The 20,638-nt window shown below is 61.7% G+C and carries 18 protein-coding genes; 11 read left to right on the forward strand and 7 right to left on the reverse strand.

Going from position 1 to position 20,638, the window contains the following annotated elements; all coding sequences use genetic code 11:
* The first annotated feature begins 48 nt into the window (after window positions 1–48).
* From ABX75_RS17535 to yghX, 3 genes are all read left to right on the forward strand, one after another.
* Window positions 49–933, forward strand: a complete 885-nt coding sequence (locus tag ABX75_RS17535; RefSeq protein WP_047882346.1) for a DMT family transporter — start codon at window positions 49–51, stop codon at window positions 931–933.
* Window positions 934–1,032: 99 nt separating this feature from the next.
* Complete coding sequence (locus ABX75_RS17540; RefSeq protein WP_047882347.1) at window positions 1,033–1,527, forward strand: PaaI family thioesterase; 495 nt, start codon at window positions 1,033–1,035, stop codon at window positions 1,525–1,527.
* Between the two features lie 44 nt (window positions 1,528–1,571).
* Complete coding sequence (gene yghX, locus ABX75_RS17545; protein ID WP_047882348.1) at window positions 1,572–2,459, forward strand: YghX family hydrolase; 888 nt, start codon at window positions 1,572–1,574, stop codon at window positions 2,457–2,459.
* Between the two features lie 93 nt (window positions 2,460–2,552).
* On the opposite strand, the gene ABX75_RS17550 is transcribed toward yghX, so the two are convergent.
* Both ABX75_RS17550 and ABX75_RS17555 read right to left on the reverse strand, forming a co-directional pair.
* Window positions 2,553–3,737 (reverse strand): DUF2252 family protein, encoded by a 1,185-nt coding sequence (locus tag ABX75_RS17550; protein ID WP_034098185.1) that lies wholly within the window; start codon window positions 3,735–3,737, stop codon window positions 2,553–2,555.
* Between the two features lie 84 nt (window positions 3,738–3,821).
* Window positions 3,822–4,700, reverse strand: a complete 879-nt coding sequence (locus tag ABX75_RS17555; RefSeq protein WP_047882349.1) for a LysR family transcriptional regulator — start codon at window positions 4,698–4,700, stop codon at window positions 3,822–3,824.
* Window positions 4,701–4,834: 134 nt separating this feature from the next.
* Here ABX75_RS17555 and ampC point away from each other — a divergent pair, with 134 nt between their 5' ends.
* Entirely contained in the window at window positions 4,835–5,977 is a 1,143-nt protein-coding gene (ampC, locus tag ABX75_RS17560) for a class C beta-lactamase (RefSeq protein ID WP_047882350.1), read from the forward strand.
* 28 nt (window positions 5,978–6,005) lie between these two features.
* Here ampC and ABX75_RS17565 read toward each other — a convergent pair whose 3' ends face one another.
* Together ABX75_RS17565 and ABX75_RS17570 are read right to left on the reverse strand one after the other, a co-directional pair.
* Window positions 6,006–7,283 (reverse strand): ATP-binding protein, encoded by a 1,278-nt coding sequence (locus ABX75_RS17565; RefSeq protein ID WP_034098192.1) that lies wholly within the window; start codon window positions 7,281–7,283, stop codon window positions 6,006–6,008.
* A complete protein-coding gene (locus ABX75_RS17570; RefSeq protein WP_047882351.1) occupies window positions 7,284–7,991 on the reverse strand; it encodes a winged helix-turn-helix domain-containing protein in 708 nt (235 codons plus the stop codon).
* A 160-nt stretch (window positions 7,992–8,151) separates the two neighbouring features.
* Here ABX75_RS17570 and ABX75_RS17575 point away from each other — a divergent pair, with 160 nt between their 5' ends.
* Complete coding sequence (locus ABX75_RS17575) at window positions 8,152–9,351, forward strand: MFS transporter (protein WP_047882352.1); 1,200 nt, start codon at window positions 8,152–8,154, stop codon at window positions 9,349–9,351.
* Here ABX75_RS17575 and ABX75_RS17580 read toward each other — a convergent pair.
* Window positions 9,307–9,909, reverse strand: coding sequence for a tRNA-(ms[2]io[6]A)-hydroxylase (locus ABX75_RS17580; RefSeq protein WP_034113894.1), 603 nt, complete (start codon window positions 9,907–9,909; stop codon window positions 9,307–9,309). The two genes, ABX75_RS17575 and ABX75_RS17580, sit on opposite strands and share 45 nt — an antisense overlap.
* 150 nt (window positions 9,910–10,059) lie before the next feature.
* Between ABX75_RS17580 and ABX75_RS17585 the strand changes: the two genes are divergently transcribed.
* Complete coding sequence (locus ABX75_RS17585) at window positions 10,060–10,923, forward strand: universal stress protein (protein ID WP_034098198.1); 864 nt, start codon at window positions 10,060–10,062, stop codon at window positions 10,921–10,923.
* A 73-nt stretch (window positions 10,924–10,996) separates the two neighbouring features.
* Here the strand turns inward: ABX75_RS17585 and ABX75_RS17590 are convergent, their stop codons facing one another.
* Window positions 10,997–11,467: a DUF1289 domain-containing protein gene (locus tag ABX75_RS17590; RefSeq protein ID WP_034098199.1), complete on the reverse strand. Its 471-nt coding sequence runs from the start codon at window positions 11,465–11,467 to the stop codon at window positions 10,997–10,999.
* Window positions 11,468–11,865: 398 nt separating this feature from the next.
* On the opposite strand from ABX75_RS17590, the gene acnB reads away from it, so the two are divergent.
* Window positions 11,866–14,475, forward strand: a complete 2,610-nt coding sequence (acnB, locus tag ABX75_RS17595; protein ID WP_034098200.1) for a bifunctional aconitate hydratase 2/2-methylisocitrate dehydratase — start codon at window positions 11,866–11,868, stop codon at window positions 14,473–14,475.
* A 123-nt stretch (window positions 14,476–14,598) separates the two neighbouring features.
* On the opposite strand, the gene ABX75_RS17600 is transcribed toward acnB, so the two are convergent.
* Window positions 14,599–15,876: a serine/threonine transporter gene (locus ABX75_RS17600; RefSeq protein ID WP_034113895.1), complete on the reverse strand. Its 1,278-nt coding sequence runs from the start codon at window positions 15,874–15,876 to the stop codon at window positions 14,599–14,601.
* Window positions 15,877–16,136: 260 nt separating this feature from the next.
* On the opposite strand from ABX75_RS17600, the gene ABX75_RS17605 reads away from it, so the two are divergent.
* The 4 genes from ABX75_RS17605 (at window position 16,137) to ABX75_RS17620 (ending at window position 20,568) form a co-directional block, all read left to right on the forward strand.
* A complete protein-coding gene (locus ABX75_RS17605) occupies window positions 16,137–17,090 on the forward strand; it encodes a 2-hydroxyacid dehydrogenase (protein ID WP_034098202.1) in 954 nt (317 codons plus the stop codon).
* A 129-nt stretch (window positions 17,091–17,219) separates the two neighbouring features.
* Window positions 17,220–18,287, forward strand: coding sequence for a phosphotransferase family protein (locus ABX75_RS17610; protein ID WP_034098205.1), 1,068 nt, complete (start codon window positions 17,220–17,222; stop codon window positions 18,285–18,287).
* 9 nt (window positions 18,288–18,296) lie between these two features.
* The gene (locus ABX75_RS17615; protein ID WP_034098207.1) at window positions 18,297–19,064 is read left to right on the forward strand and encodes an SDR family oxidoreductase; all 768 of its coding nucleotides are present in this window, start codon (window positions 18,297–18,299) and stop codon (window positions 19,062–19,064) included.
* Between the two features lie 70 nt (window positions 19,065–19,134).
* On the forward strand, window positions 19,135–20,568 hold the full coding sequence (locus ABX75_RS17620) for a PLP-dependent aminotransferase family protein (protein WP_047882353.1): 1,434 nt from the start codon (window positions 19,135–19,137) through the stop codon (window positions 20,566–20,568).
* Window positions 20,569–20,638 lie beyond the last annotated feature (70 nt).

The following is a 20,638-nucleotide window of genomic DNA, read 5'->3' on the forward strand; positions in this document are numbered from 1 at the left end:
CGCTCCTAGGATGACGCCCACGCAACTTCTCTTTTTCAGGCAGACCTCATGGAACGTTCCCTCGACACCCCGCACACCCGCACCCAGGGCTGGATCAACGGTTTTATCGGCGTGGTGATCTTCAGTGGTTCACTGCCGGCCACGCGCCTGGCGGTGATGGAATTCGATCCAGTGTTCCTGACCATGATCCGCGCCACCCTCGCCGCGCTGCTGGCGGTGTTGCTGCTACGGGTATTCAAGGAGAAACGCCCCACCCGCCAGCAGTGGCTGCCTCTGGCGATCGTCTCGCTGGGCGTGGTGATCGGTTTCCCCCTGCTCACCGCCATGGCGTTGCAATACGTGACCTCCGCCCACTCCATCGTGTTTATCGGCTTGTTGCCGCTGGCCACTGCGGTGTTTGCGGTGTGGCGCGGTGGGGAGCGGCCGCGCCCGGTGTTCTGGTTGTTTTCGCTGCTGGGCAGCGCATTGGTGGTGGGTTACGCCTGGTCGCAGGGCCTGACCGCCGCTCCGGCCGGCGATTTGCTGATGCTGCTGGCGGTGCTGGTGTGCGGCCTGGGGTATGCCGAGGGCGCCACGCTGTCGCGCAGCCTCGGCGGTTGGCAGGTGATCTGTTGGGCACTGGTGGTGGCACTGCCAGTGGTGGCGCCGCTGAGCCTTTTACTGGCGCCGTCGAGCGTCTCCGGGATCAGCCTGTCGGCGTGGCTGAGCCTGGGCTACGTGGCGTTGTTCAGCATGCTGATCGGCTTCGTATTCTGGTATCGCGGCCTCGCCCAGGGCGGTATTGCGGCTGTCGGCCAGTTGCAGTTGCTGCAACCGTTCTTCGGCCTGGCGCTGGCGGCTGGGTTGCTGCATGAACAGGTCAGCCTGGGCATGCTGCTGGTGACGCTCATGGTGATCGCATGTGTGGCGGGCGCCAGGCGCTTTGCGCGGTGATCCGTCGTCGCGCAACAGCACCATTAGCTCAGCGTTCTGTTCCCATTCGTCGTTTGTCCTGCTAAACAGAGCTATCGCCACAGAATAAAAGGATGCGACATGCACGCCCCTTCACTGCAGGACACTACCGCGCCGGAAGGCGTCTGCTACGGCTGCGGCAGCAGCAACCCCCATGGTCTGCACATCAAGAGCCGCTGGGACGAAGACCGCATCCATGTGATCGCCGAGCATCAGCCCGACGCTCGCTATTGCGGCTGGCCGGACCTGGTCTATGGCGGCCTGATCGCCATGCTGGTGGACTGCCACTCCAACTGGACCGCCATGGCCTATCACTATCAGGCCGAACAGCGCGAACCCGGCAGCCTGCCGCGTATCGACTGCGTCACCGGCAACCTGGGTATCAAATTCATCAAGCCCACCCCCATGGGCGTGCCGCTGACGTTGCGTGCGCGGGTCGAGGGCGAAGTCGGGCGCAAAACCCAGGTAATCTGCGAGGTGTACGCCGGCGATGTGCTCACGGCCATCGGTGATTCGGTGTTCGTGCGCGTCGATACCGGCCAATTGGCTGCCGCTGCCCACGGTCGCAACGACTGAACCTGGGCTACCCTCACTGCCATCGCTTATTGAGGACTGCACTAATGGAACGTCTGACCGCCAAAGACTTCGCTCCCGAACTGCTGGAACTCTATGACGGCTATGCCCACGGCACGATCAACCGCCGCGAATTTCTCGACCGCGCCGCGCTGTTCACCTTGGGCGGGCTGACCGCATCGGCGCTGCTGGCGGCGCTTAGCCCCAACTATGCCCTGGCCGAACAGGTGAAATTCACTGACCCGGCCATCGTCGCCGACTACATCACCTACCCCTCGCCCCAAGGCCACGGCACGGTACGCGGCTATCTGGTGCGCCCGGCCAATGCCAGCGGCAAACTGCCGGCGGTGGTGGTGGTGCATGAAAACCGCGGCTTGAACCCTTATATCGAAGACGTGGCGCGACGCCTGGCCAAGGCCGGTTTCATCGCCCTGGCGCCGGACGGTCTCACATCGGTCGGCGGCTACCCCGGCAATGACGAAAAAGGCAAAGCGCTGCAAGAGAAAATCGACCCGACCCGACTGATGAACGACTTCTTCGCCGCCATCGACTGGCTGATGAAACAAGACAGCAGCACCGGCAAAGTCGGCATCACCGGTTTCTGCTACGGCGGCGGCGTGACCAATGCGGCGGCGGTGGCCTACCCCGACCTGGGCGCGGCGGTGTCGTTCTACGGGCGCCAACCGGACGCCAAGGACGTCGCGCTTATCAAGGCGCCGATCATGCTGCACTTCGGCGAGCTGGACACGCGAATCAACGAAGGCTGGCCGGCCTATGAGCAAGCGTTGAAAGCGGCCGGGACGACCTATGAGGCGTATATCTACCAGGGCGCCAACCATGGGTTTCACAACGATTCGACACCGCGCTATGACGAAGCGGCGGCGAACCTGGCGTGGGAGCGCACCTTGGGGTGGTTTCGCAAATACCTGGCGTGAGATCGACTGTCAGCGGGGGCTGCCTGCCGAAAGCTAGCACATGCAACGCTTGTGATGAGCAGGCTTGCCCTGCTCATCACGGCACGCTGAGGATCAGTGTTCCAGAGCATATCGCCGGCAATGGTTGAGGTAGCCTTGTTCATGGCTGCCCACCAGTTGCACCACGCTCGTCCATAGCCATGACGGCGCATCCAGTTGTCGGGTGCGGTTTTCCTGGAGCACTGCCATCCATGCTTTGCGGGTGGCGCGATCCATCTGGCGGGCGTGGGCGATGCCGACTACGCGGGCCAGATAACCGGCAGCGTGCATGGCATCGGTTTCGCTCAGTTCATCCAGCTCCAACTTCATGTCCTGGGGCAGCAGTTCCCGGATAAAAAAGCCGTGATCCAGAAAACGCGTCGCCACCATGCGCTCGCCCAATCCTGGCGATAGATGGCGTGCGCCTTCGACCACGCGACGACCATTGTCCCGAGGCATCTTCGCCCGCGGCGCTCGAGGTGCGGCTGCGCCCACGGCTTCCTTGATATCGATCAGGCAGTATTCCTGATCATCTTTGTCACCCACGCCGAGCAATACCGCATAGCGCATCAGGCCAAGGGAACTGCAGCCTTTTACCCAATACGCGGAGTCCAGCAGTTCAACCTTGGCATCCTTTGGCCGACCTTTGAGCGAGGTGACCAACTGTTGAATGTCATCCGAGGCGCAGACGTGCTCCAACGCGCTTTTTTCCGCGCGCGACAGCGACCAGAAGTGTTTGCCCAAGGGGATCGTCGGCCGCACGCTTTCGATCCGTTCCCGCGCCAGATTCTTCCAGGTGCGCGCCACTGCGCTGCGCATGCCGGCCTTGACCTGGGAGGGGCGCGGCGGGGCTTCATCCGGCTTGTCTTTGAAGGCTTGCTCGTAACCCAGCATCATTTCTTCGAGCATGCGCGCAGTGGTCACACCTGGCAGGTCCGAACCCCGCGCGGCGGTGGCCAGGGACAGGGCCAGGCGCACCAGATCATGGGCTGGGTTGCCGATCACCGTTTGGTCGAGGTCGCGGATATGCATGTCGATACGGCCGTTGTTGTCGCCGGTCGGGCCCAGGTTGCCGGCGTGGCAGTCGCCGCAGATCCAGATCGCCGGTCCATGGGGCAAGCGGCGCCCCGGCAGGCTGTGCAGCCACTCGTAAAACTGTACGGTGCTGCCGCGCACATAGGCGTGAGCCGAGCGCGCCATCTTCAGATTGCGCAGTTGAGTCAGGTGCGGCATGCGAGCGGAGGGGCGTGGAATTTTCATGAACAGCCTCAGGTGGGGCCACAGTAGATCGCAGCGCCCGGGAGAATGTTTCATTTTGTTTCAAGATAATGGCATTAGGACAGCTCAGACGTCGCCGGATTGCACTTGCAACCACTCCTTGAACGCCAACATTGCCGAGGTTTCGGCCCGCGATTGCAGGCGCGTCAGCCAGTAACTGCCTGTGTTGATGCCGACATCGAAAGGCTGGCGGATCAGATCGTTCTCCAGTTGCCGCGTGAACATCAGCGCCGGTGCCAACGCAACGCCGATGCCTTGCAGCGCCGCATCCATCATCGCCAGGGAGGAGTCGAACACGATGCTGCGCGGCACCAGGGTGTCGACGGGCAAACCCGCAGCGTGAAACCACAGGCTCCACTCATCGGCGCGATAGGAGCGCAGTAGAGTGTGTTTCAACAGGTCGTGTGGCGTATGCAGTTGCTCGGCAATCGCGGGAATGCACAGCACCGTCAGCGGCGCTTCCAGCAGATGGCAGGCATCGGTGCCATGCCAGGCGCCGGCACCGAAACGTACTGCGTAGTCCAAGCCTTCGGCGGCCACGTCGACACGGTTGTTATGGGTGGACAGGCGCAGGTCGATAAGCGGGTAGCGGGCCTGGAAGTCGGCCAGGCGCGGCAACAACCAGCCTACCGCGAAGGTGCCCACCGCGCCCACGGTCAGCACTTCGCGGTAATGCCCGCCTTCGAACTGGCCCAAAGTCTGGGCAACGCGATCGAAGGATTCACGCAGCACCGGCAGCAGGGTTTCGCCTTCGCGGGTGAGCATCAGCCCGCGCGGCAAGCGTTTGAACAAAGTCACATTGAGTTGCGCCTCCAGGCTTTTTACCTGATGGCTGACCGCCGCCTGGGTCACGCACAGTTCAATAGCGGCGCGGGTGAAGCTCAAGTGCCGGGCCGAGGCTTCGAAGGCACGCAAGGCATTGAGGGGCAGATGGGAACGCAACATGGGTTTGAGCCCCAATTTTTCTAATGGCAGGTGCGAGATATGATCGTTTGTCGACCGAATGAAATCCACCTAGATTTGCGGCGCCTGCGCAGGCCTTTATTGTTATCGCGACACTTATAGGGAAGCCAACCACCATGCGTCACTACGCACACACCCTCGTTCTTTCTGCACTGCTGCTCGGCGCGGGCAGTTGCATCGCCAGTACCGACCTGCGCCCCGTGGTCAACGCCAGCATCGAGCCGCTGATGCGCCAGCAAGGCATCACCGGCCTTTCGGTCGCCGTGATTCACCAAGGCCAGGTGCAATACTTTAATTACGGCCGTGCCTCCCGAGAAACCCAACAGCCGGTCAGCGAAAACACGCTATTTGAAGTGGGCTCGGTCAGTAAAACCTTCGCCGCCACCCTGGGCGGCTACGCCCAAGCCACCGGCAAACTCACGCTATCGGACAAGGCCAGCCAGCACCTGCCGGCCCTAAAGGGCAGCGCTTTCGAGCAGATCAGCCTGTTGCAACTGGCCACCTACACCGCCGGCGGTTTGCCGTTGCAGTTCCCCCAAGCCGCTGACACTGCAGGCGGCATGCTCAACTACTTCCAGCACTGGAAACCCACCTATGCGCCCGGCGCACAGCGGCTGTATTCCAACCCCAGCATCGGCCTGTTCGGGTATCTGGCCGCGCAAAGCCTAGAGCAGCCGTACAACGTCGCCATGGAGCAAACACTGCTGCCCAAACTGGGCCTGAAACACACCTATGTGAACGTGCCAAAGGCGCAAATGGCCCTTTACGCCCAAGGCTATGACAAACAGGACAAGCCCGTGCGCGTCAGCCCCGGCGCGCTGGACAGCGAAGCCTATGGCATCAAGACCAGCGCCCACGACCTCGCACGCTACGTCCAGGCGAACATGCACCCGCAAACCCTGGAACAGCCGCTGCAACAGGCCATCGCCACCACCCATAGCGGTTATTACCGCGTGGACGGCATGACCCAGGCCCTGGGCTGGGAGTACTACCCCTACCCCATTTCGCTGCAAGCGTTGATCGACGGCAACTCCACGCCCATGGCCCTGCAACCCCATGCAGCCAGCTGGTTCACACAGCCCCAGGCGCAACCGGCCAATGTGCTGTACAACAAAACCGGCTCCACCAGCGGGTTTGGCGCGTACGTGGCGTACGTACCGAGCCAGGACAAAGGCGTGGTGATCCTGGCGAACAGGAACTACCCGAACGCCGAACGGGTGAAAGTGGCACATGCCATTTTGAGTGCCCTGGCCCCATAACGCACTCAGGCGGGCGTGGTTCTGCGGGTTATTCGGCGTACGCCCAGGTCATGCGAAACGACGCCCCGCCCCATTCCGAATCCCGCACCTCGACCTGCCCGCCGTGCCACTGTGACACCCGCTGCACCAAGGCCAGCCCCAGGCCGAAGCCGCCGGTGCGGCGGTCGCGGCTGGCGTCCAGGCGCATGAAGGGTTGGAAGATTTTCGCGCGGCCGCCCTCAGGCACGCCGGGGCCGTCGTCACACACGCGCACTTCATAACCGTTACCGAATGCGAGCAATGACACGTGCACCCGGCGTTCGGCGTAACGAATGGCGTTGCGCAACAGGTTGATCACCGCGCGGGCCATAAAGCGCGGTTCGATCTGGATAAAATCCACCTCGCACACGCGCAACGATAACTGCACACCGGCCGCCTCGGCCTCCAGCGCCACGCTGCCGATCACGCTGTCGAGCCAGCTGTGGGCTTCGATGCGCTCGCGGGTGACCTGGGTGGCGCCGCGTTCCAGGCTGGCGTAGGTGAGCAACTCCGAGACCATCTCTTCCAGTTCGCCGAGGTCTGCGTACATGTCGGCAATCAGTTCGCCGCGTTGGCGCGGGTCGGCCTGTTGCTTGAGCTGGTCGAGCTCGAACGACAACCGCGCAATCGGTGTACGCAATTCGTGGGACACGGCGTTGGTGAGTTCGCGCTGATTGGCGATCAGGCTTTCGATGCGTTCGGCCATCTGGTTGAAGTGGCCGGCCAGCTCGCGCACGGTGGAGCGGCGCGGCAGCAGGATGCGTGAGCCCAGGTCGTTATCGCCGAAACGCTGGGCAGCCAGGCGGATGTGTTCCAGGTCGCGCCAATGCGGGCGTACCCAAAAATACAGCACAAGGGCCAGGCACACCCCGAGAAGACCATAGGCCCACAGGTACAGCCATTTGGGTTCTTCCGGCAGTTTGATCTCCAGCAACTGCGGGCCAGCGTCGATAGCGGCGAGGAACTCCTTGAAGTCGCCACGCACCACCAGCAGGCCCTGAGCCAGCAGCGCTTGCTCTCGGGAGGTTAGCGCCTGGGTGTCTTTGTGCACCAATTGCAGACGCAGCCCATAGTGCGGTTGCAGCTCGGCGAGCCGGGCCTGGCGCTGTGCACTGGGTAATGGCCGCAGTTGTTCGACCACGCCATACGCTGGGCCACGCATGGCCTCGCGGTTGTAGGTTTCGTTGGCGTCGGGCAGCAGCTCGTCGAAGGTGTAGTTGACCAGCCAGATTGCGCCTGCCAGGCCCAACGCCAGGATCAGATATAAACGCAGGTACAGCCGCAGCACCTAGACCTCCCACGCAAATGGATTGAACAGGTAGCCCTTGCCCCAGATGGTCTTGATGCACACCGGTTCGCGAGGGTTGTCGTTGAGCTTGGCGCGCAGCTTGCTGATGTACACGTCGACACTGCGGTTGAGGCCATCGAAGGCGATGCCGCGCATGCGGTTGAGGATGTCATCGCGCGACAGGATGCTGCCAGCGTTACTGGCCAGCAGCCAGAGCAGCTCGAACTCCATGGTGGTCAGGTCGATGCGCTCTTCCCCCAGGCTAACCACCCGGCAACTGCGGTCGATGGCCAACCGGCCGAACGCTAGGGCTCCGCGCACCGTAGGCTCCGGCGCCTGGCGGCGTTGCAATGCACGCAGGCGCGCCAGCAGCACCGGTGGTTTGATCGGTTTGATCACGTAGTCGTCGGCACCGGACTCCAAGCCCAAGATATGGTCCAGATCGTCCTCTTTGGCGGTGAGGATCACGATGGGCGAGTCCGACACCCGGCGGATCTCGCGGCACACCTGCAAGCCACTCTGGCCCGGCAGCATCAAATCGAGCACCACCATCTTTGGCATGAAGTCTAGAAAGGCCGCCAGGGCCTTGTCGCCCCGGTGTACCACGCGCACGTCAAAGCCATGCTGCGACAAAAAATGTGCGATCAGCCCTGCCAGCCGCTCGTCGTCCTCGACAAGCAGGACCTTGCCCAGCCCCAGGTTTTCCATAGGTTCTCAGTTGCAAACGGCGATTGATTGAAGAGCGCGCAGTATAGGTGGCAAGCTGCACCACTTGAGCGGCCGGCCGGCATCGATGGGCCAAGCTTCATGCTTTTAAGAGTTTTTAACAAATAGCCCGCAGTTTTTTACGCCATCTACAGGGAGTTGTATGCGCAAGGATTACCTGGCGTTCTTCGTGTCGCTGTTCTTGTCGCGGCTGGCGGACCAGATTCTGTTGTTTATCGTGCCGCTGCTCGTGTTCCAGACCACCGGCAGCGTGGCGTGGGCGGGCCTTGCGTTTTTTGTCGAGTCCCTGCCGCGCTACCTGGCATTCCCGGTGTGCGGCGCGTTGTGCGACAAGTTTTCGCCGCTGCGGATGTTGCATATCAGCCAGGTCTATCGGGCATTGGCATGTGCGATCGCGGTGGTGCTGTTTGGGTTGTTTGATGGGATTTATTGGTTGGTGATCCTGTCGGCTCTGTGCGGGGTGCTGACGACCCTAGGCATTATGGCGCGGGAAGTCGTGATGCCCCATGGCTTCGCACAGTACAGCTACGCCAAGACGTTGTCCTATTCACAGATTGCCGATCAGAGCGGCCTGGTGCTCGGCCCACTGCTGGCGGCGTTGCTGCTGGAAATATGGAGCTGGCCGTGGGTGGTAGCAGGCGTGGCCGGGCTGTTCGTGCTGGCCGATCTGGCCATGCTGATCTGGCAACGCCACACCTCGATGGGCCTGCCCAGTCATGCACAGCATTCCGACATCTGGCTGCAACCGCTGCGTATCGCCTTGGGCCACATCGGCCGCCTGGCGGCGTTGAAGCGCATCATTATTCTGGCGGTCGGCGTCAACCTGATCGTCGGTGTCACGCTGGCGACCTCGGCGGCGTTGGTCACCGGCCAGTTCGCCGCCGGCAAGGACGCCTACGCCCTGCTCCAGGCTGGCGGGGCGTTGGTCACCATTGCGATTCTGTTCTACCTGGCCCGCGCCACTTTACCCTTGAAGCTGATGGGTGGGCTGGGGTATTCGATGATTGCAATCGGTGCGCTGATCACCGCGATCAGCCCTGCTGTGTGGGTCTATACCGTGGGTTTCCTGCTGATCACCGGCTTCGACAAGATGTTCAACGTGTACCTGCGCAGCACCCGCCAGCGGGTCATCCCGGTTCAGGACTTCGGCAAGACGGTGGGGGTGATTACCCTGCTCAACAACCTGGCGCAACCCCTGGCGGGGTTGGCGATTGCGCTGTTGGCCACGCCCCTGGGCACACAAACGGTGATCCTGTTATTAACCGGGATCACCGCGCTGATCGGCCTGGCGGTCGCCTCAGGCTGGCACGCCACTGTGAAAGCGGAACTCGACGTCGGGTGACTCGATCAGCTCTTGCTCGGCCGCCCTTACCCGCTCGATCACTTGGGCGATGTCCTTGGCGTCGCCATATTGGTAGGCCAGCTTCAAGTACCCCTGAAAGTGCCGGGCCTCGCTTTTGAGCAGACCGAAGTAGAACTTGCCGAGCTCGTCGTCCAGATGGGGCACCAGCGCTTCGAAACGCTCGCAACTGCGCGCCTCGATAAACGCGCCGACCACCAGGGTATCCACCAATTTGACCGGCTCATGGCTACGCACCACTTTGCGCAGTCCCGAGGCATAGCGCCCGGCGTGCAGCTGGCGCAGTTCGACCTTGCGCTTTTTCATCAGGCGCATGACTTGCTCGTGATGCACCAACTCTTCCCGGGCCAGGCGCGACATCATATTGATCAGGTCGACATGGGCGTGGTACTTGGCCATTAGGCTCAGTGCCGTACTGGCGGCCTTGAATTCACAGTTCTTGTGGTCGATCAACAAGGTGTCCTGATCGGCCAATGCGGCCTGGACCCAGGCGTCAGGGGTACGGCAACCGAGGAATTCGTGGATTTCGGGCAGGTTCATCGGGCTCACGGGCAAAGGATCACAAAAGGGCGCCGATTATACCGACCGTGCCGCAGACCACCAGCCACCGGGCTTGATGTGCATCAACATGACGCCCGGCGCGGAGCAACTATAGTTGTGACACCCCCCTTGTTTCCGGAGTAACCGACCATGCAAGACGTCCGCAGCATCCTGGTGGTCCTTGAAACCGAACATTCCGAGAGCCTGGCCCTCAAGCGCGCCAAGCTGATCGCCGGGGTGACCGGGGCGCATCTGCATCTGTTGGTGTGCGACCGCAAACACGAGCACTCCGCGCTGCTCAGCGTACTCAAAGCGAGCCTGACCGAAGAAGGCTACAGCGTGACCACCGAACAGGCCTGGAACGATAGCCTGCATGACACCGTCATCGCGGTGCAGCAGGCTGAAGGCTGTGGCTTGGTGATCAAGCAGCACTACCCTGATAGCCCGCTGAAAAAGGCCCTGCTGACACCGACAGACTGGAAATTGCTGCGCTACTGCCCCGCGCCGGTGCTGCTGGTCAAAACCGCCACACCCTGGGCCGGCAAAGTGATCCTGGCCGCCATCGATGTGGGCAACAGCGATGTGGAGCACCGCTCGCTGCACCATTCGATCATCGACCATGGTTTCGACATCGCCTACCTGGCCAAGGCCCAGTTACATGTGATCAGCGCCCATCCCTCGCCGATGCTGTCGGCGGCGGACCCCACGTTCCAGCTCAAGGAAAGCATCGAGGCACGGTATCGCGAGCAGTGCCAAGCCTTCCAGGCCGAATTCGATGTGGACGATACCCACCTGCATATCGAAGAAGGCCCGGCGGATGTGCTGATTCCTCATATGGCCAGCAAGCTGCAAGCGGCGGTGACCATTATCGGCACCGTGGCGCGCACCGGCCTGACCGGCGCATTGATAGGCAACACCGCGGAGGTGGTGCTGGATAAAGTGGAAAGCGATGTGCTGGTGCTCAAACCGGAGACGTTGATGGATCAGTTGCAAGAGCTGGCTGCCAAGGACTGACGCCAACTTCCAACACAACTGAGATCCAAAGTGGGAGGGGGCAAGCCCCCCTCTCATATTTGGAATTGCGCTGTCAGTCAGCCAGCGCATCGTTCAGGAAAGCCGGCGCGATATAGCGCTGGTAGTGAGCCTCGGACAGGATAAAAAACTCACGGTCGATAGCATCGCGCAGTTCCGGCAGGGCCCAGTCACGAAACTCCGGCAACAGCACCATGCCATAGGCCTCCAAATTGGAAATCACCCGCGCTCCGCGAGCAATCAACTGATACGCCCAGCAGTACTCGGACTGGTGCGGCACGAAACGGATCTTGCGCTGTTCCAGTTGCCAACGCAGTTTCTGCGGGTCGAATACTTCAAGCTTGCCGGCCATCACCTGTACCAGCAACTGCTCCAAGCGCAGCCATACCGCGCGCTTTGCCTCCTCGTCGTAGCCGTTCCACTGGATCACTTCGTGATGGAAACGCTTGCAGCCGCGGCACACGAGATCGCCGTAGACCGTGGAGCACAGACCAACGCAGGGAGTCTTGATGGTTGAATTGGACATGGGCGGCAACACGCAAATCAGCGAAACAGTGCGCCATGTTAGCCCTTTGTCTAAGCTCGATCACCCGGCAAACGTGACACGGCAACTTACCTTTAGTTTTTTTTTGCCGTAGAATCATCCGGCCTTGTAAGGCGCCAATAATCCGCTGGAAGCTGTTTTCAAAGCGTCACGAGCACAGTCGTTCCTTCAGAACGGTGTTGGCGATGGTGAATGACCCGGTAGGTCGAGCATCAGCGCCAACCCTCATCAGCTCCGTTCTGCAGGCGTAAAACTTTGAAAGCAGCTTCTGTAAGGAATGCCGGCAGCGCTGGCTTTGCGGCCCAAAAAGCCCCCGAGCGCATGCGTGCCGTTCATTTCTGGATGAGCGTCCCGTGGGACCACTGATGAGGGTAATAACTGTGCTTGAAGCCTACCGCAAACATATCGAAGAGCGTGCAGCCCTGGGTATCGTTCCCCAGCCGCTTAACGCCGAACAAACCGCAGGCCTGGTCGAGCTGCTGAAGAATCCTCCGGCTGGCGAAGAAGAATTCCTCGTTGACCTGATCACCAACCGCATTCCACCAGGTGTTGACGAAGCTGCCTACGTCAAGGCCGGTTTCCTGTCTGCCCTGGCCAAGGGCGAAGCCACTTCCCCCCTGATCGACAAGAAGCGCGCCGTTGAACTGCTTGGCACCATGCAAGGCGGCTACAACATCGTGACCCTGGTCGAGCTGCTTGACGATGCCGAGCTGGCACCTGTTGCCGCCGCTCAACTCAAGCACACCCTGCTGATGTTCGATGCGTTCCACGACGTGGCAGAAAAAGCCAAGAACGGTAACGAACACGCCAAAGCGGTGCTGCAGTCCTGGGCCGACGGCGAGTGGTTCAAGAACCGCCCGACCCTGGCCGACAAGATCAGCCTGCGCGTGTTCAAGGTCACCGGCGAAACCAACACCGACGACCTGTCCCCTGCCCCGGACGCTTGGTCCCGCCCTGATATCCCGCTGCACGCCCTGGCCATGCTGAAAATGGCGCGCGAAGGCATCGTGCCGGACGAGCAAGGCAAGACCGGCCCAATGAAGCAGATCGAAGAGATGCGCGGCCAAGGCTTCCCGATCGCCTACGTCGGTGACGTGGTCGGTACCGGTTCGTCGCGTAAATCCGCCACCAACTCCGTACTGTGGTTCTTCGGCGACGACGTTCCTTACGTACCGAACAAGCGTGCCGGTGGTTTCTGCTTCGGCAGCAAGATCGCTCCGATCTTCTACAACACCATGGAAGATGCCGGCGCACTGCCAATCGAGTTCGACGTCACCAACATGCACATGGGCGACGTGATCGACCTGTACCCGCATGCTGGCAAAGTCTGCAAGCACGGCACCGATGAAGTCCTGACCACCTTCGAAATGAAGACCCCAGTGCTGTTGGACGAAGTCCGCGCCGGCGGCCGTATCCCGTTGATCATCGGCCGTGGCCTGACAGACAAGGCCCGTGCCGAGCTGGGCCTGGGCCCGACCGATCTGTTCAAGCTGCCAGAAGCCCCGGTCGACACCGGCAAAGGCTTCACCCTGGCACAGAAGATGGTCGGCAAGGCGTGCGGCCTGCCGGAAGGCAAAGGCGTGCGTCCAGGCACCTACTGCGAACCGAAGATGACCACCGTAGGTTCTCAGGACACCACCGGTCCGATGACCCGTGACGAACTGAAAGACCTGGCGTGCCTGGGCTTCTCCACCGATCTGGTGATGCAGTCTTTCTGCCACACCGCGGCCTATCCAAAGCCGATCGACGTGACCACCCACCACACCCTGCCTGACTTCATCATGACCCGTGGCGGTGTATCCCTGCGTCCAGGCGACGGCATCATCCACAGCTGGCTGAACCGCATGCTGCTGCCGGACACCGTCGGCACCGGCGGCGACTCCCACACCCGCTTCCCGATGGGCATTTCGTTCCCAGCCGGTTCCGGTCTGGTCGCGTTCGCCGCCGCCACCGGCGTCATGCCGCTGGACATGCCGGAATCGATCCTGGTGCGTTTCAAAGGCAAAATGAAACCTGGCATCACCCTGCGTGACCTGGTTCATGCCATTCCTTACTACGCGATCCAGGCTGGCCTGTTGACCGTAGAGAAGAAAGGCAAGAAAAACGCCTTCTCCGGCCGCATCCTGGAAATCGAAGGTCTGAACGACCTGACCCTGGAGCAAGCGTTCGAACTGTCCGACGCCTCGGCCGAACGTTCGGCTGCCGGTTGCACCATCAAGCTGTCCAAAGAGTCCATCACCGAGTACCTGAACTCCAACATCACCCTGCTGCGCTGGATGATCGGTGAAGGCTACGGCGATGCACGCACCCTGGAACGTCGCGCCCAAGCGATGGAAGCCTGGGTCGCCAACCCGGAGCTGATGGAAGCCGATGCCGACGCCGAATACGCCGAAATCATCGAGATCGACCTGGCCGAGATCAACGAGCCGATCCTCTGCGCACCGAACGACCCGGACGATGCCCGTCTGCTGTCCAGCGTTGCCGGCGAGAAGATCGACGAAGTGTTCATCGGTTCTTGCATGACCAACATCGGTCACTTCCGCGCTGCCGGTAAGTTGCTGGAACAGGTCAAGGGTCAGCTGCCAACCCGTCTGTGGCTGTCGCCGCCGACCAAGATGGACGCTCACCAACTGACCGAAGAAGGCTACTACGGCATCTATGGCAAGGCTGGCGCACGCATGGAAATGCCGGGCTGCTCGCTGTGCATGGGTAACCAGGCACGGGTAGAACCGAACTCCACCGTGGTGTCGACGTCGACCCGTAACTTCCCGAACCGTCTGGGTGACGGCGCGAACGTCTACCTGGCTTCGGCTGAGCTGGCGGCTGTCGCTTCGACCCTGGGTCGCCTGCCGACCGTCGAGGAGTACATGGGCTACGCGGCCAAGCTGGACACCATGGCCAGCGACGTCTACCGCTACCTGAACTTCGACCAGATCGCCGAGTTCCGCAAGATCGCGGCCAGCGCCAACATCCCGGTGCTGCAAGCTTAACGGTGTGTTGATGTGAAAAACGCCGCGTATCGCAAGATACGCGGCGTTTTTTTGTGTCTGGAATAAGCCATTAGTGGCAAGACAAAACAATGACGGGAGAGGACAAGCCCCCTCCCACACCACTTAAGCCATCAGCGAATACACCAACGCCGTAATCGCCACCAGACCAACCGCCGTGACAAACACGTTGGACGCCTGCCCACGGTATTTGGCCATGGCCGGCACTTTGCGGATGGCGTACATCGGCATCAGGAACAGGATTGACGCAATCACTGGGCCGCCGAGGGTCTCGATCATACCGAGGATGCTGGGGTTGAGCGTGGCGACGATCCAGCACACCACCAGCATGAAGGCGGCAGTCATGCGGTCCAGGGTCTTGGCGGCCGGGCGGCGACCGGTTTTAAGCACCAAGCCCTTGAGGCCTTCACTGGCACCGATGTAGTGGCCCAGGAACGACTTGGCGATTGCCACGAACGCGATCAGCGGCGCGGCGAACGCGATGGTCGGGTTGTTGAAGTGGTTGGCCAGGTACGACAGGATCGACAGGTTCTGCGCCTTGGCTTCGGCCAACTGGGCCGGCGACAGGGTCAGCACGCAACTGAACACAAAGAACAACACCATTGCCACCATCAATAGGTGCGCGCGGGACAGGATCTGCGAGCTGCGCTCATCGGCATTGGCGCCGTATTGGCGCTTCTGATCCACCGCGAACGCCGAAATGATCGGCGAGTGGTTGAACGAGAACACCATCACCGGAATCGCCAGCCACAGCGTATTGAGCAACGCCGACGGCGCCGGCAGCTCGCGGGCGGTGCTGAGGATGCCGCCGGTCCAGTGCGGCACCAGGTACACCGCCAGGAACAGCAAGGCGACGATAAACGGATACACCATCAGGCTCATGGCCTTGACGATCACCTGCTCGCCGCAGCGCACCACGGCCAGCAGGCCCAGGATCAGCACGAACGACAGAATCGCCCGTGGCGGCGGCAGGATATGCAGCTGGTGTTCCATGAAGCTGCCGACGGTGTTGGTCAGCGCCACGCTGTAGATCAGCAGGATCGGGAAAATCGCGAAGAAGTACAGCAACGTGATCAACGCCCCGGCCTTGATACCGAAATGCTCTTCCACCACGTCGGTAATGTCGGAGCCTTCACGACCGGACAGCACGAACCGCGTCAGGCCACGATGGGCGAAGAACGTCATCGGGAATGCCAGCAGCGCCAGGATCACCAGGGGCCAGAAGCCGCCCAGCCCTGCGTTGATCGGCAAGAACAAAGTACCGGCGCCAATGGCGGTGCCGAACAGGCCGAGCATCCAGGTGGTGTCCTGGCGGCTCCAGCGCGTGAGGGTTGCAGGTGTCGTTGCATAGCGTTCGTCGACGCTATTGGCCTGATCATTCATCCAGTCGGATCTCCGCATTTACACAGCCGGGACGAGTCAGAAAAACCTGACAGGCAGCGTCCCGACCATAGAAGGGGCCGGATTGTCCGGGATTCTCGTGAAGAAGCAAAGACTTAGCTGAGGAATGGTTGACCGGTGCAGCCGCAGACAATCACGAACTTGCCCGACCCACGAGCAGTAAATTTTCCTTCCCGATAAAACGCTCTGTCTTACAAATCCAGCATACTGGTCCTGTCTACCCTCCAAGGAAGAGCCTTGCGATGACCACCACTGTTCTGGTCCTGGTTGAAACCATCAACGACTACCTGCCCATCATCGAAAGCAACGACTTTCATGTGATCCTGGCGCCGACGCCCGCCGAACGCGCCCACGCCATCAAAGCCCACGGCGGGCAGATCCAGGCCGTGCTGACCCGTGGCCCATTGGGCCTGTACGCCGAAGAAATCGCCGCCTTGCCACAGCTGGAGATCATCTGCGTGATCGGCGCCGGTTATGAACACGTCGACCTGCAAGCCGCCAGCAATCGCGGGATCGTAGTCACCAACGGCGCCGGCGTGAATGCACCGTCGGTGGCCGACCACGCCATGGCGCTGTTGCTGTCACTGGTACGCGGCATCCCACAGAACGACGCCGCCGTGCGGCGTGGCGAGTGGCCCAAAGTGATGCGCCCGTCCCTGGGCGGCAAGCACCTGGGCATTCTCGGGCTTGGCGCCGTCGGCCTGGAGATCGCCAAGCGCGCAGCCCTGGGTTTTGGCATGGAGATCAGTTACCACAATCGCCAACCACGGGATGACGTGGACTACACCTACTGCGCCACGGCTCTGGATCTGGCGCGCAGCGCGGACTTCTTGATTCTGGCCACGCCCGGCGGCGACGGCACCCGGCACCTGATTGACCGACGCGTACTGGACGCCCTCGGTCCCCATGGCTACTTGGTGAACATCGGGCGTGGCAGCGTGGTGGTCACCGCCGACCTGATTGCCGCCCTCGAACAGCGGCGCATCGGCGGTGCGGCGCTGGATGTGTTCGACGACGAACCCAAGGTGCCCGACGCCCTCAAGCGCCTGGGCAATACCGTACTCACCTCCCATGTCGCCGGGCTGTCGCCCGAGGCCGCCCATGACACCGTGCAGCGCGTGGCCGACAACCTGGTGGAGTATTTCGCCGGGCGCCCGGTGCTCACCCCGGTCGCCCTGCCCCCGCCCGTAAAATGACCGATCAGGCACGTTGATCATCCTGCAACACGCTAACCTATTAAACCGCCCCGACCTTGTGGCTGGGCGGTGGCGCGCATTAGATTAGCCAATAGTCCGAGGCCTTTAGAATAAGCAGAAGGGATAAGCATGGCGCTGAACGACCAATCCACCCAGATTCGCCCCGGCGAGGAACTCGATGCCGGCCTGATCGATCCCTACCTCAAGGCCCACATCCCGGGGTTGAGCGGCACGCCCACCATCAGCCAGTTTCCCGGTGGCGCCTCCAACCTGACTTACCTGCTGGAATACCCCGATCAGGAATTCGTACTGCGCCGCCCACCTTTTGGGCACAAAGCCAAGTCCGCCCACGACATGGGCCGCGAGTTCCGCATTCTCAACCAACTGAAGGATGGCTTCCCCTACTGTCCCAAGGCCTACGTGCATTGCACCGATGAGTCGGTGATCGGCGCCGAGTTTTATGTGATGGAGCGCGTCAACGGCATCATCCTGCGCTCCGACCTGCCCGCCGAGCTGGGCCTGGATGCAGCGAAGACTCAAGCACTGTGCAAAAGCTTTATCGACAAATTCGTCGAACTGCACCAAGTGGACTACACCGCTTGCGGCCTGGCCGACCTGGGCAAGCCCGAAGGCTACGTGGCGCGGCAGATTCGCGGCTGGAGCGACCGCTACGAAAAAGCCCTGACCCCCGATGCGCCAAAATGGGAGGCGGTACGCGCCTGGCTCAACGACAAGATGCCGGCCGATCACCCCACCTCCAGCATCGTGCATAACGACTACCGCTTCGACAACGTGATCCTCGACCCGCATAACCCGATGCAGATCATCGGCGTGCTGGATTGGGAACTGACCACCTTGGGCGATCCGCTGATGGACCTGGGCAACACCCTCGCCTACTGGATCGAAGCCGCCGACCCGGCGCCGGTGCAATTGATGCGCCGCCAGCCGAGCAACGCGCCGGGCATGCTCACCCGCCGAGAATTCGTTGACTACTACGCCGAACGCGCGGGCATCCGGATCGATAACTTCGATTTCTATTACACCTACGGCCTGTTCCGCCTGGCCGGCATCGTGCAGCAGATCTACTACCGTTTCTTCCATGGTCAGACCCAGGACAAACGCTTCGCGCAGTTCATTCAGATGAACGCACTGCTTGAGCAAATGAGCCTGAATGTCATCAGCAAATCAGCCCTTTAAGGAATCCCCATGTCCAAGACCCACCTGTTCGACCTCGACGGCAAGATCGCATTTGTCTCCGGCGCCAGCCGTGGCATCGGCGAGGCCATCGCCAAGTTGCTGGCCCAGCAAGGCGCCCATGTGATCGTGTCCAGCCGCAAGCTCGAAGGCTGCCAGCATGTGGCCGATGCGATCATCGCCGACGGCGGCAAGGCCACAGCGGTGGCCTGCCACATCGGTGAAATGGAGCAGATCAGCCAAGTATTCGCCGGTATTCGCGAGCAGTTCGGGCGCCTGGATATCCTGGTCAACAACGCCGCCACCAACCCGCAGTTCTGCAATGTGCTGGACACCGACCTCGGCGCGTTCCAGAAAACCGTGGACGTGAACATCCGTGGCTACTTCTTCATGTCGGTGGAAGCCGGCAAGCTGATGCGCGAAAACGGCGGCGGCAGCATCATCAACGTGGCCTCGATCAACGGCATCTCGCCCGGCATATTCCAGGGCATTTACTCGGTGACCAAGGCCGCGGTGATCAACATGACCAAGGTGTTCGCCAAGGAATGCGCCGAGTTCGGTATACGCTGCAACGCGCTGCTGCCGGGCCTGACCGACACCAAATTCGCCTCCGCACTGGTCAAGAACGACTCGATCCTGAAAATGGCCCTGGCGCAGATCCCCCTCAAGCGCGTGGCCGACCCGAGCGAGATGGCGGGTGCAGTACTGTTCCTGGCCAGCGACGCCTCCAGCTACACCACCGGCGTGTCGCTGAATGTGGACGGTGGCTTCCTGTCCTGAGTGCCGGCGCAGCGGTACAGATCGATTTACGAGTAATCTTGGCGCCGATCGATCTGTCTCAGGATGAAACATGGAACTCCACATCGTCATCAACGGGCGTAAGGACCTGGCGGCGCAGCTTTATCAGCAGTTGCGCGAAGCCATCGCCGCCGGGCGTCTCATGGCAGGTGCCCAACTGCCGCCCAGCCGCTTGCTGGCCGAGCAATTGGGCATATCGCGCAAGACGGTGTCCGATACCTACGCCACGTTGACCTATGAAGGCCTGCTGGTGGGCAGGATTGGCCGCGGGACCTTCGTCAACGCCTGGGCACCACAACCTGATCGCGTACAAACCGCTACAGATCTGGCCTGCTCCGCCAACCTGGCGAAATGGCAAGCGCTGCCCTCGCCCATGCATCACCCCGCCAACGACAAGCGCCTGCGCTACGAATTTATCGGCGGCGCCACCAGCCGCCAGCAGTTCCCCCAGGATGAATGGCGGCGCTGCACCCAGCATGCCCTACGGCGTATCGCCGAGCACAGCGGCTTCTACAGTCAACCCGAAGGGCTGCCGGCGTTGCGCAGTGCCATCGCCGGGCATATCGCGTTTTCCCGAGGGGTCAAATGCCGCGACAGCGACATCGTGGTCACCAACGGCGCGCAACAGGCACTGGACTTGCTCGCCCGCGTGGTGTTGGAACCGGGCAGTATTGTCGCCATGGAAGACCCCGGCTACACCCCCGCGCGCCAACTGTTCACGGCACGGGGCGCCCATGTCGCCAGCGTGCCCGTGGACGCACAGGGTATCCAGGTCGACCAGATCCCCGACGGCACGCGCCTGATCTATGTCACACCGTCCCATCAATTCCCCCTGGGCATGCCCATGAGCCCGGCGCGCCGCGAAGCCTTGCTGGCGCGTGCGTTCGACCTGGGCGCGATCATCATCGAAGACGACTACGACAGCGAATTCCGTTACGAGGGCCGCCCCACCGATTCCCTGCAAAGCCTGGACAGTCGCGGCGTAGTGGCTTACGTCGGCACCTTTTCCAAGACCCTGCTGCCCGAGTTGCGCCTGGGCTACGTGGTGCTGCCACCGGCGATCCACGGCGCGGTACTCAAGGCCAAGCAACTGACCGACCAGCACAGCTCCACACTGCCGCAATGGGCATTGGCCAAGTTCATCAGCGAGGGCTACCTGCTCAAGCACATCCGACGCTGCCACACGGTATACGCCGGGCGCCGCGAACGTATCCTGGTGCGCCTGGCGGGCGATCTGTCGCCATGGTTCGAAGCGGTGCCCACAGTGGCGGGGTTCCACCTGGCGGCGCTGTGCAAGGTGCCGGTCAATATTGCGCTGCTGCGGGAGCTGGCGCGCCAGGTGGACGTCGGCCTATACCCACTGGAGGTGTTCTTCCATGACACGCCGGTGCGTGCAGGCTTGATTGTCGGGTTCGGCGCCATTGAACTGCTGGATATCGACCCGGCCCTGGACAGGGTGCGCGATATTCTGCTGAAGATTGCATGACGCTCTATAACCCGACCGCCGGGCGGGATTTTTGGGGCAGTTAACGAGAGGTCGACTGAGCCAGCGTCAT

The organism is Pseudomonas sp. ARP3, from assembly GCF_001029595.1.
GTDB classification, from domain to species: domain Bacteria; phylum Pseudomonadota; class Gammaproteobacteria; order Pseudomonadales; family Pseudomonadaceae; genus Aquipseudomonas; species Aquipseudomonas rhodesiae.

What these genes read in the sequence shown, in the direction of transcription:
- ABX75_RS17535 (WP_047882346.1), top strand. Translation starts at nt 49, where the DNA reads ATGGAACGTTCCCTCGACACCCCGCACACCCGCACCCAGGGCTGGATC.
- ABX75_RS17540 (WP_047882347.1), top strand. Translation starts at nt 1,033, where the DNA reads ATGCACGCCCCTTCACTGCAGGACACTACCGCGCCGGAAGGCGTCTGC.
- yghX (WP_047882348.1), top strand. Translation starts at nt 1,572, where the DNA reads ATGGAACGTCTGACCGCCAAAGACTTCGCTCCCGAACTGCTGGAACTC.
- ABX75_RS17550 (WP_034098185.1), bottom strand. Translation starts at nt 3,737, where the DNA reads ATGAAAATTCCACGCCCCTCCGCTCGCATGCCGCACCTGACTCAACTG.
- ABX75_RS17555 (WP_047882349.1), bottom strand. Translation starts at nt 4,700, where the DNA reads ATGTTGCGTTCCCATCTGCCCCTCAATGCCTTGCGTGCCTTCGAAGCC.
- ampC (WP_047882350.1), top strand. Translation starts at nt 4,835, where the DNA reads ATGCGTCACTACGCACACACCCTCGTTCTTTCTGCACTGCTGCTCGGC.
- ABX75_RS17570 (WP_047882351.1), bottom strand. Translation starts at nt 7,991, where the DNA reads ATGGAAAACCTGGGGCTGGGCAAGGTCCTGCTTGTCGAGGACGACGAG.
- ABX75_RS17575 (WP_047882352.1), top strand. Translation starts at nt 8,152, where the DNA reads ATGCGCAAGGATTACCTGGCGTTCTTCGTGTCGCTGTTCTTGTCGCGG.
- ABX75_RS17580 (WP_034113894.1), bottom strand. Translation starts at nt 9,909, where the DNA reads ATGAACCTGCCCGAAATCCACGAATTCCTCGGTTGCCGTACCCCTGAC.
- ABX75_RS17585 (WP_034098198.1), top strand. Translation starts at nt 10,060, where the DNA reads ATGCAAGACGTCCGCAGCATCCTGGTGGTCCTTGAAACCGAACATTCC.
- ABX75_RS17590 (WP_034098199.1), bottom strand. Translation starts at nt 11,467, where the DNA reads ATGTCCAATTCAACCATCAAGACTCCCTGCGTTGGTCTGTGCTCCACG.
- ABX75_RS17600 (WP_034113895.1), bottom strand. Translation starts at nt 15,876, where the DNA reads ATGAATGATCAGGCCAATAGCGTCGACGAACGCTATGCAACGACACCT.
- ABX75_RS17605 (WP_034098202.1), top strand. Translation starts at nt 16,137, where the DNA reads ATGACCACCACTGTTCTGGTCCTGGTTGAAACCATCAACGACTACCTG.
- ABX75_RS17610 (WP_034098205.1), top strand. Translation starts at nt 17,220, where the DNA reads ATGGCGCTGAACGACCAATCCACCCAGATTCGCCCCGGCGAGGAACTC.
- ABX75_RS17615 (WP_034098207.1), top strand. Translation starts at nt 18,297, where the DNA reads ATGTCCAAGACCCACCTGTTCGACCTCGACGGCAAGATCGCATTTGTC.
- ABX75_RS17620 (WP_047882353.1), top strand. Translation starts at nt 19,135, where the DNA reads ATGGAACTCCACATCGTCATCAACGGGCGTAAGGACCTGGCGGCGCAG.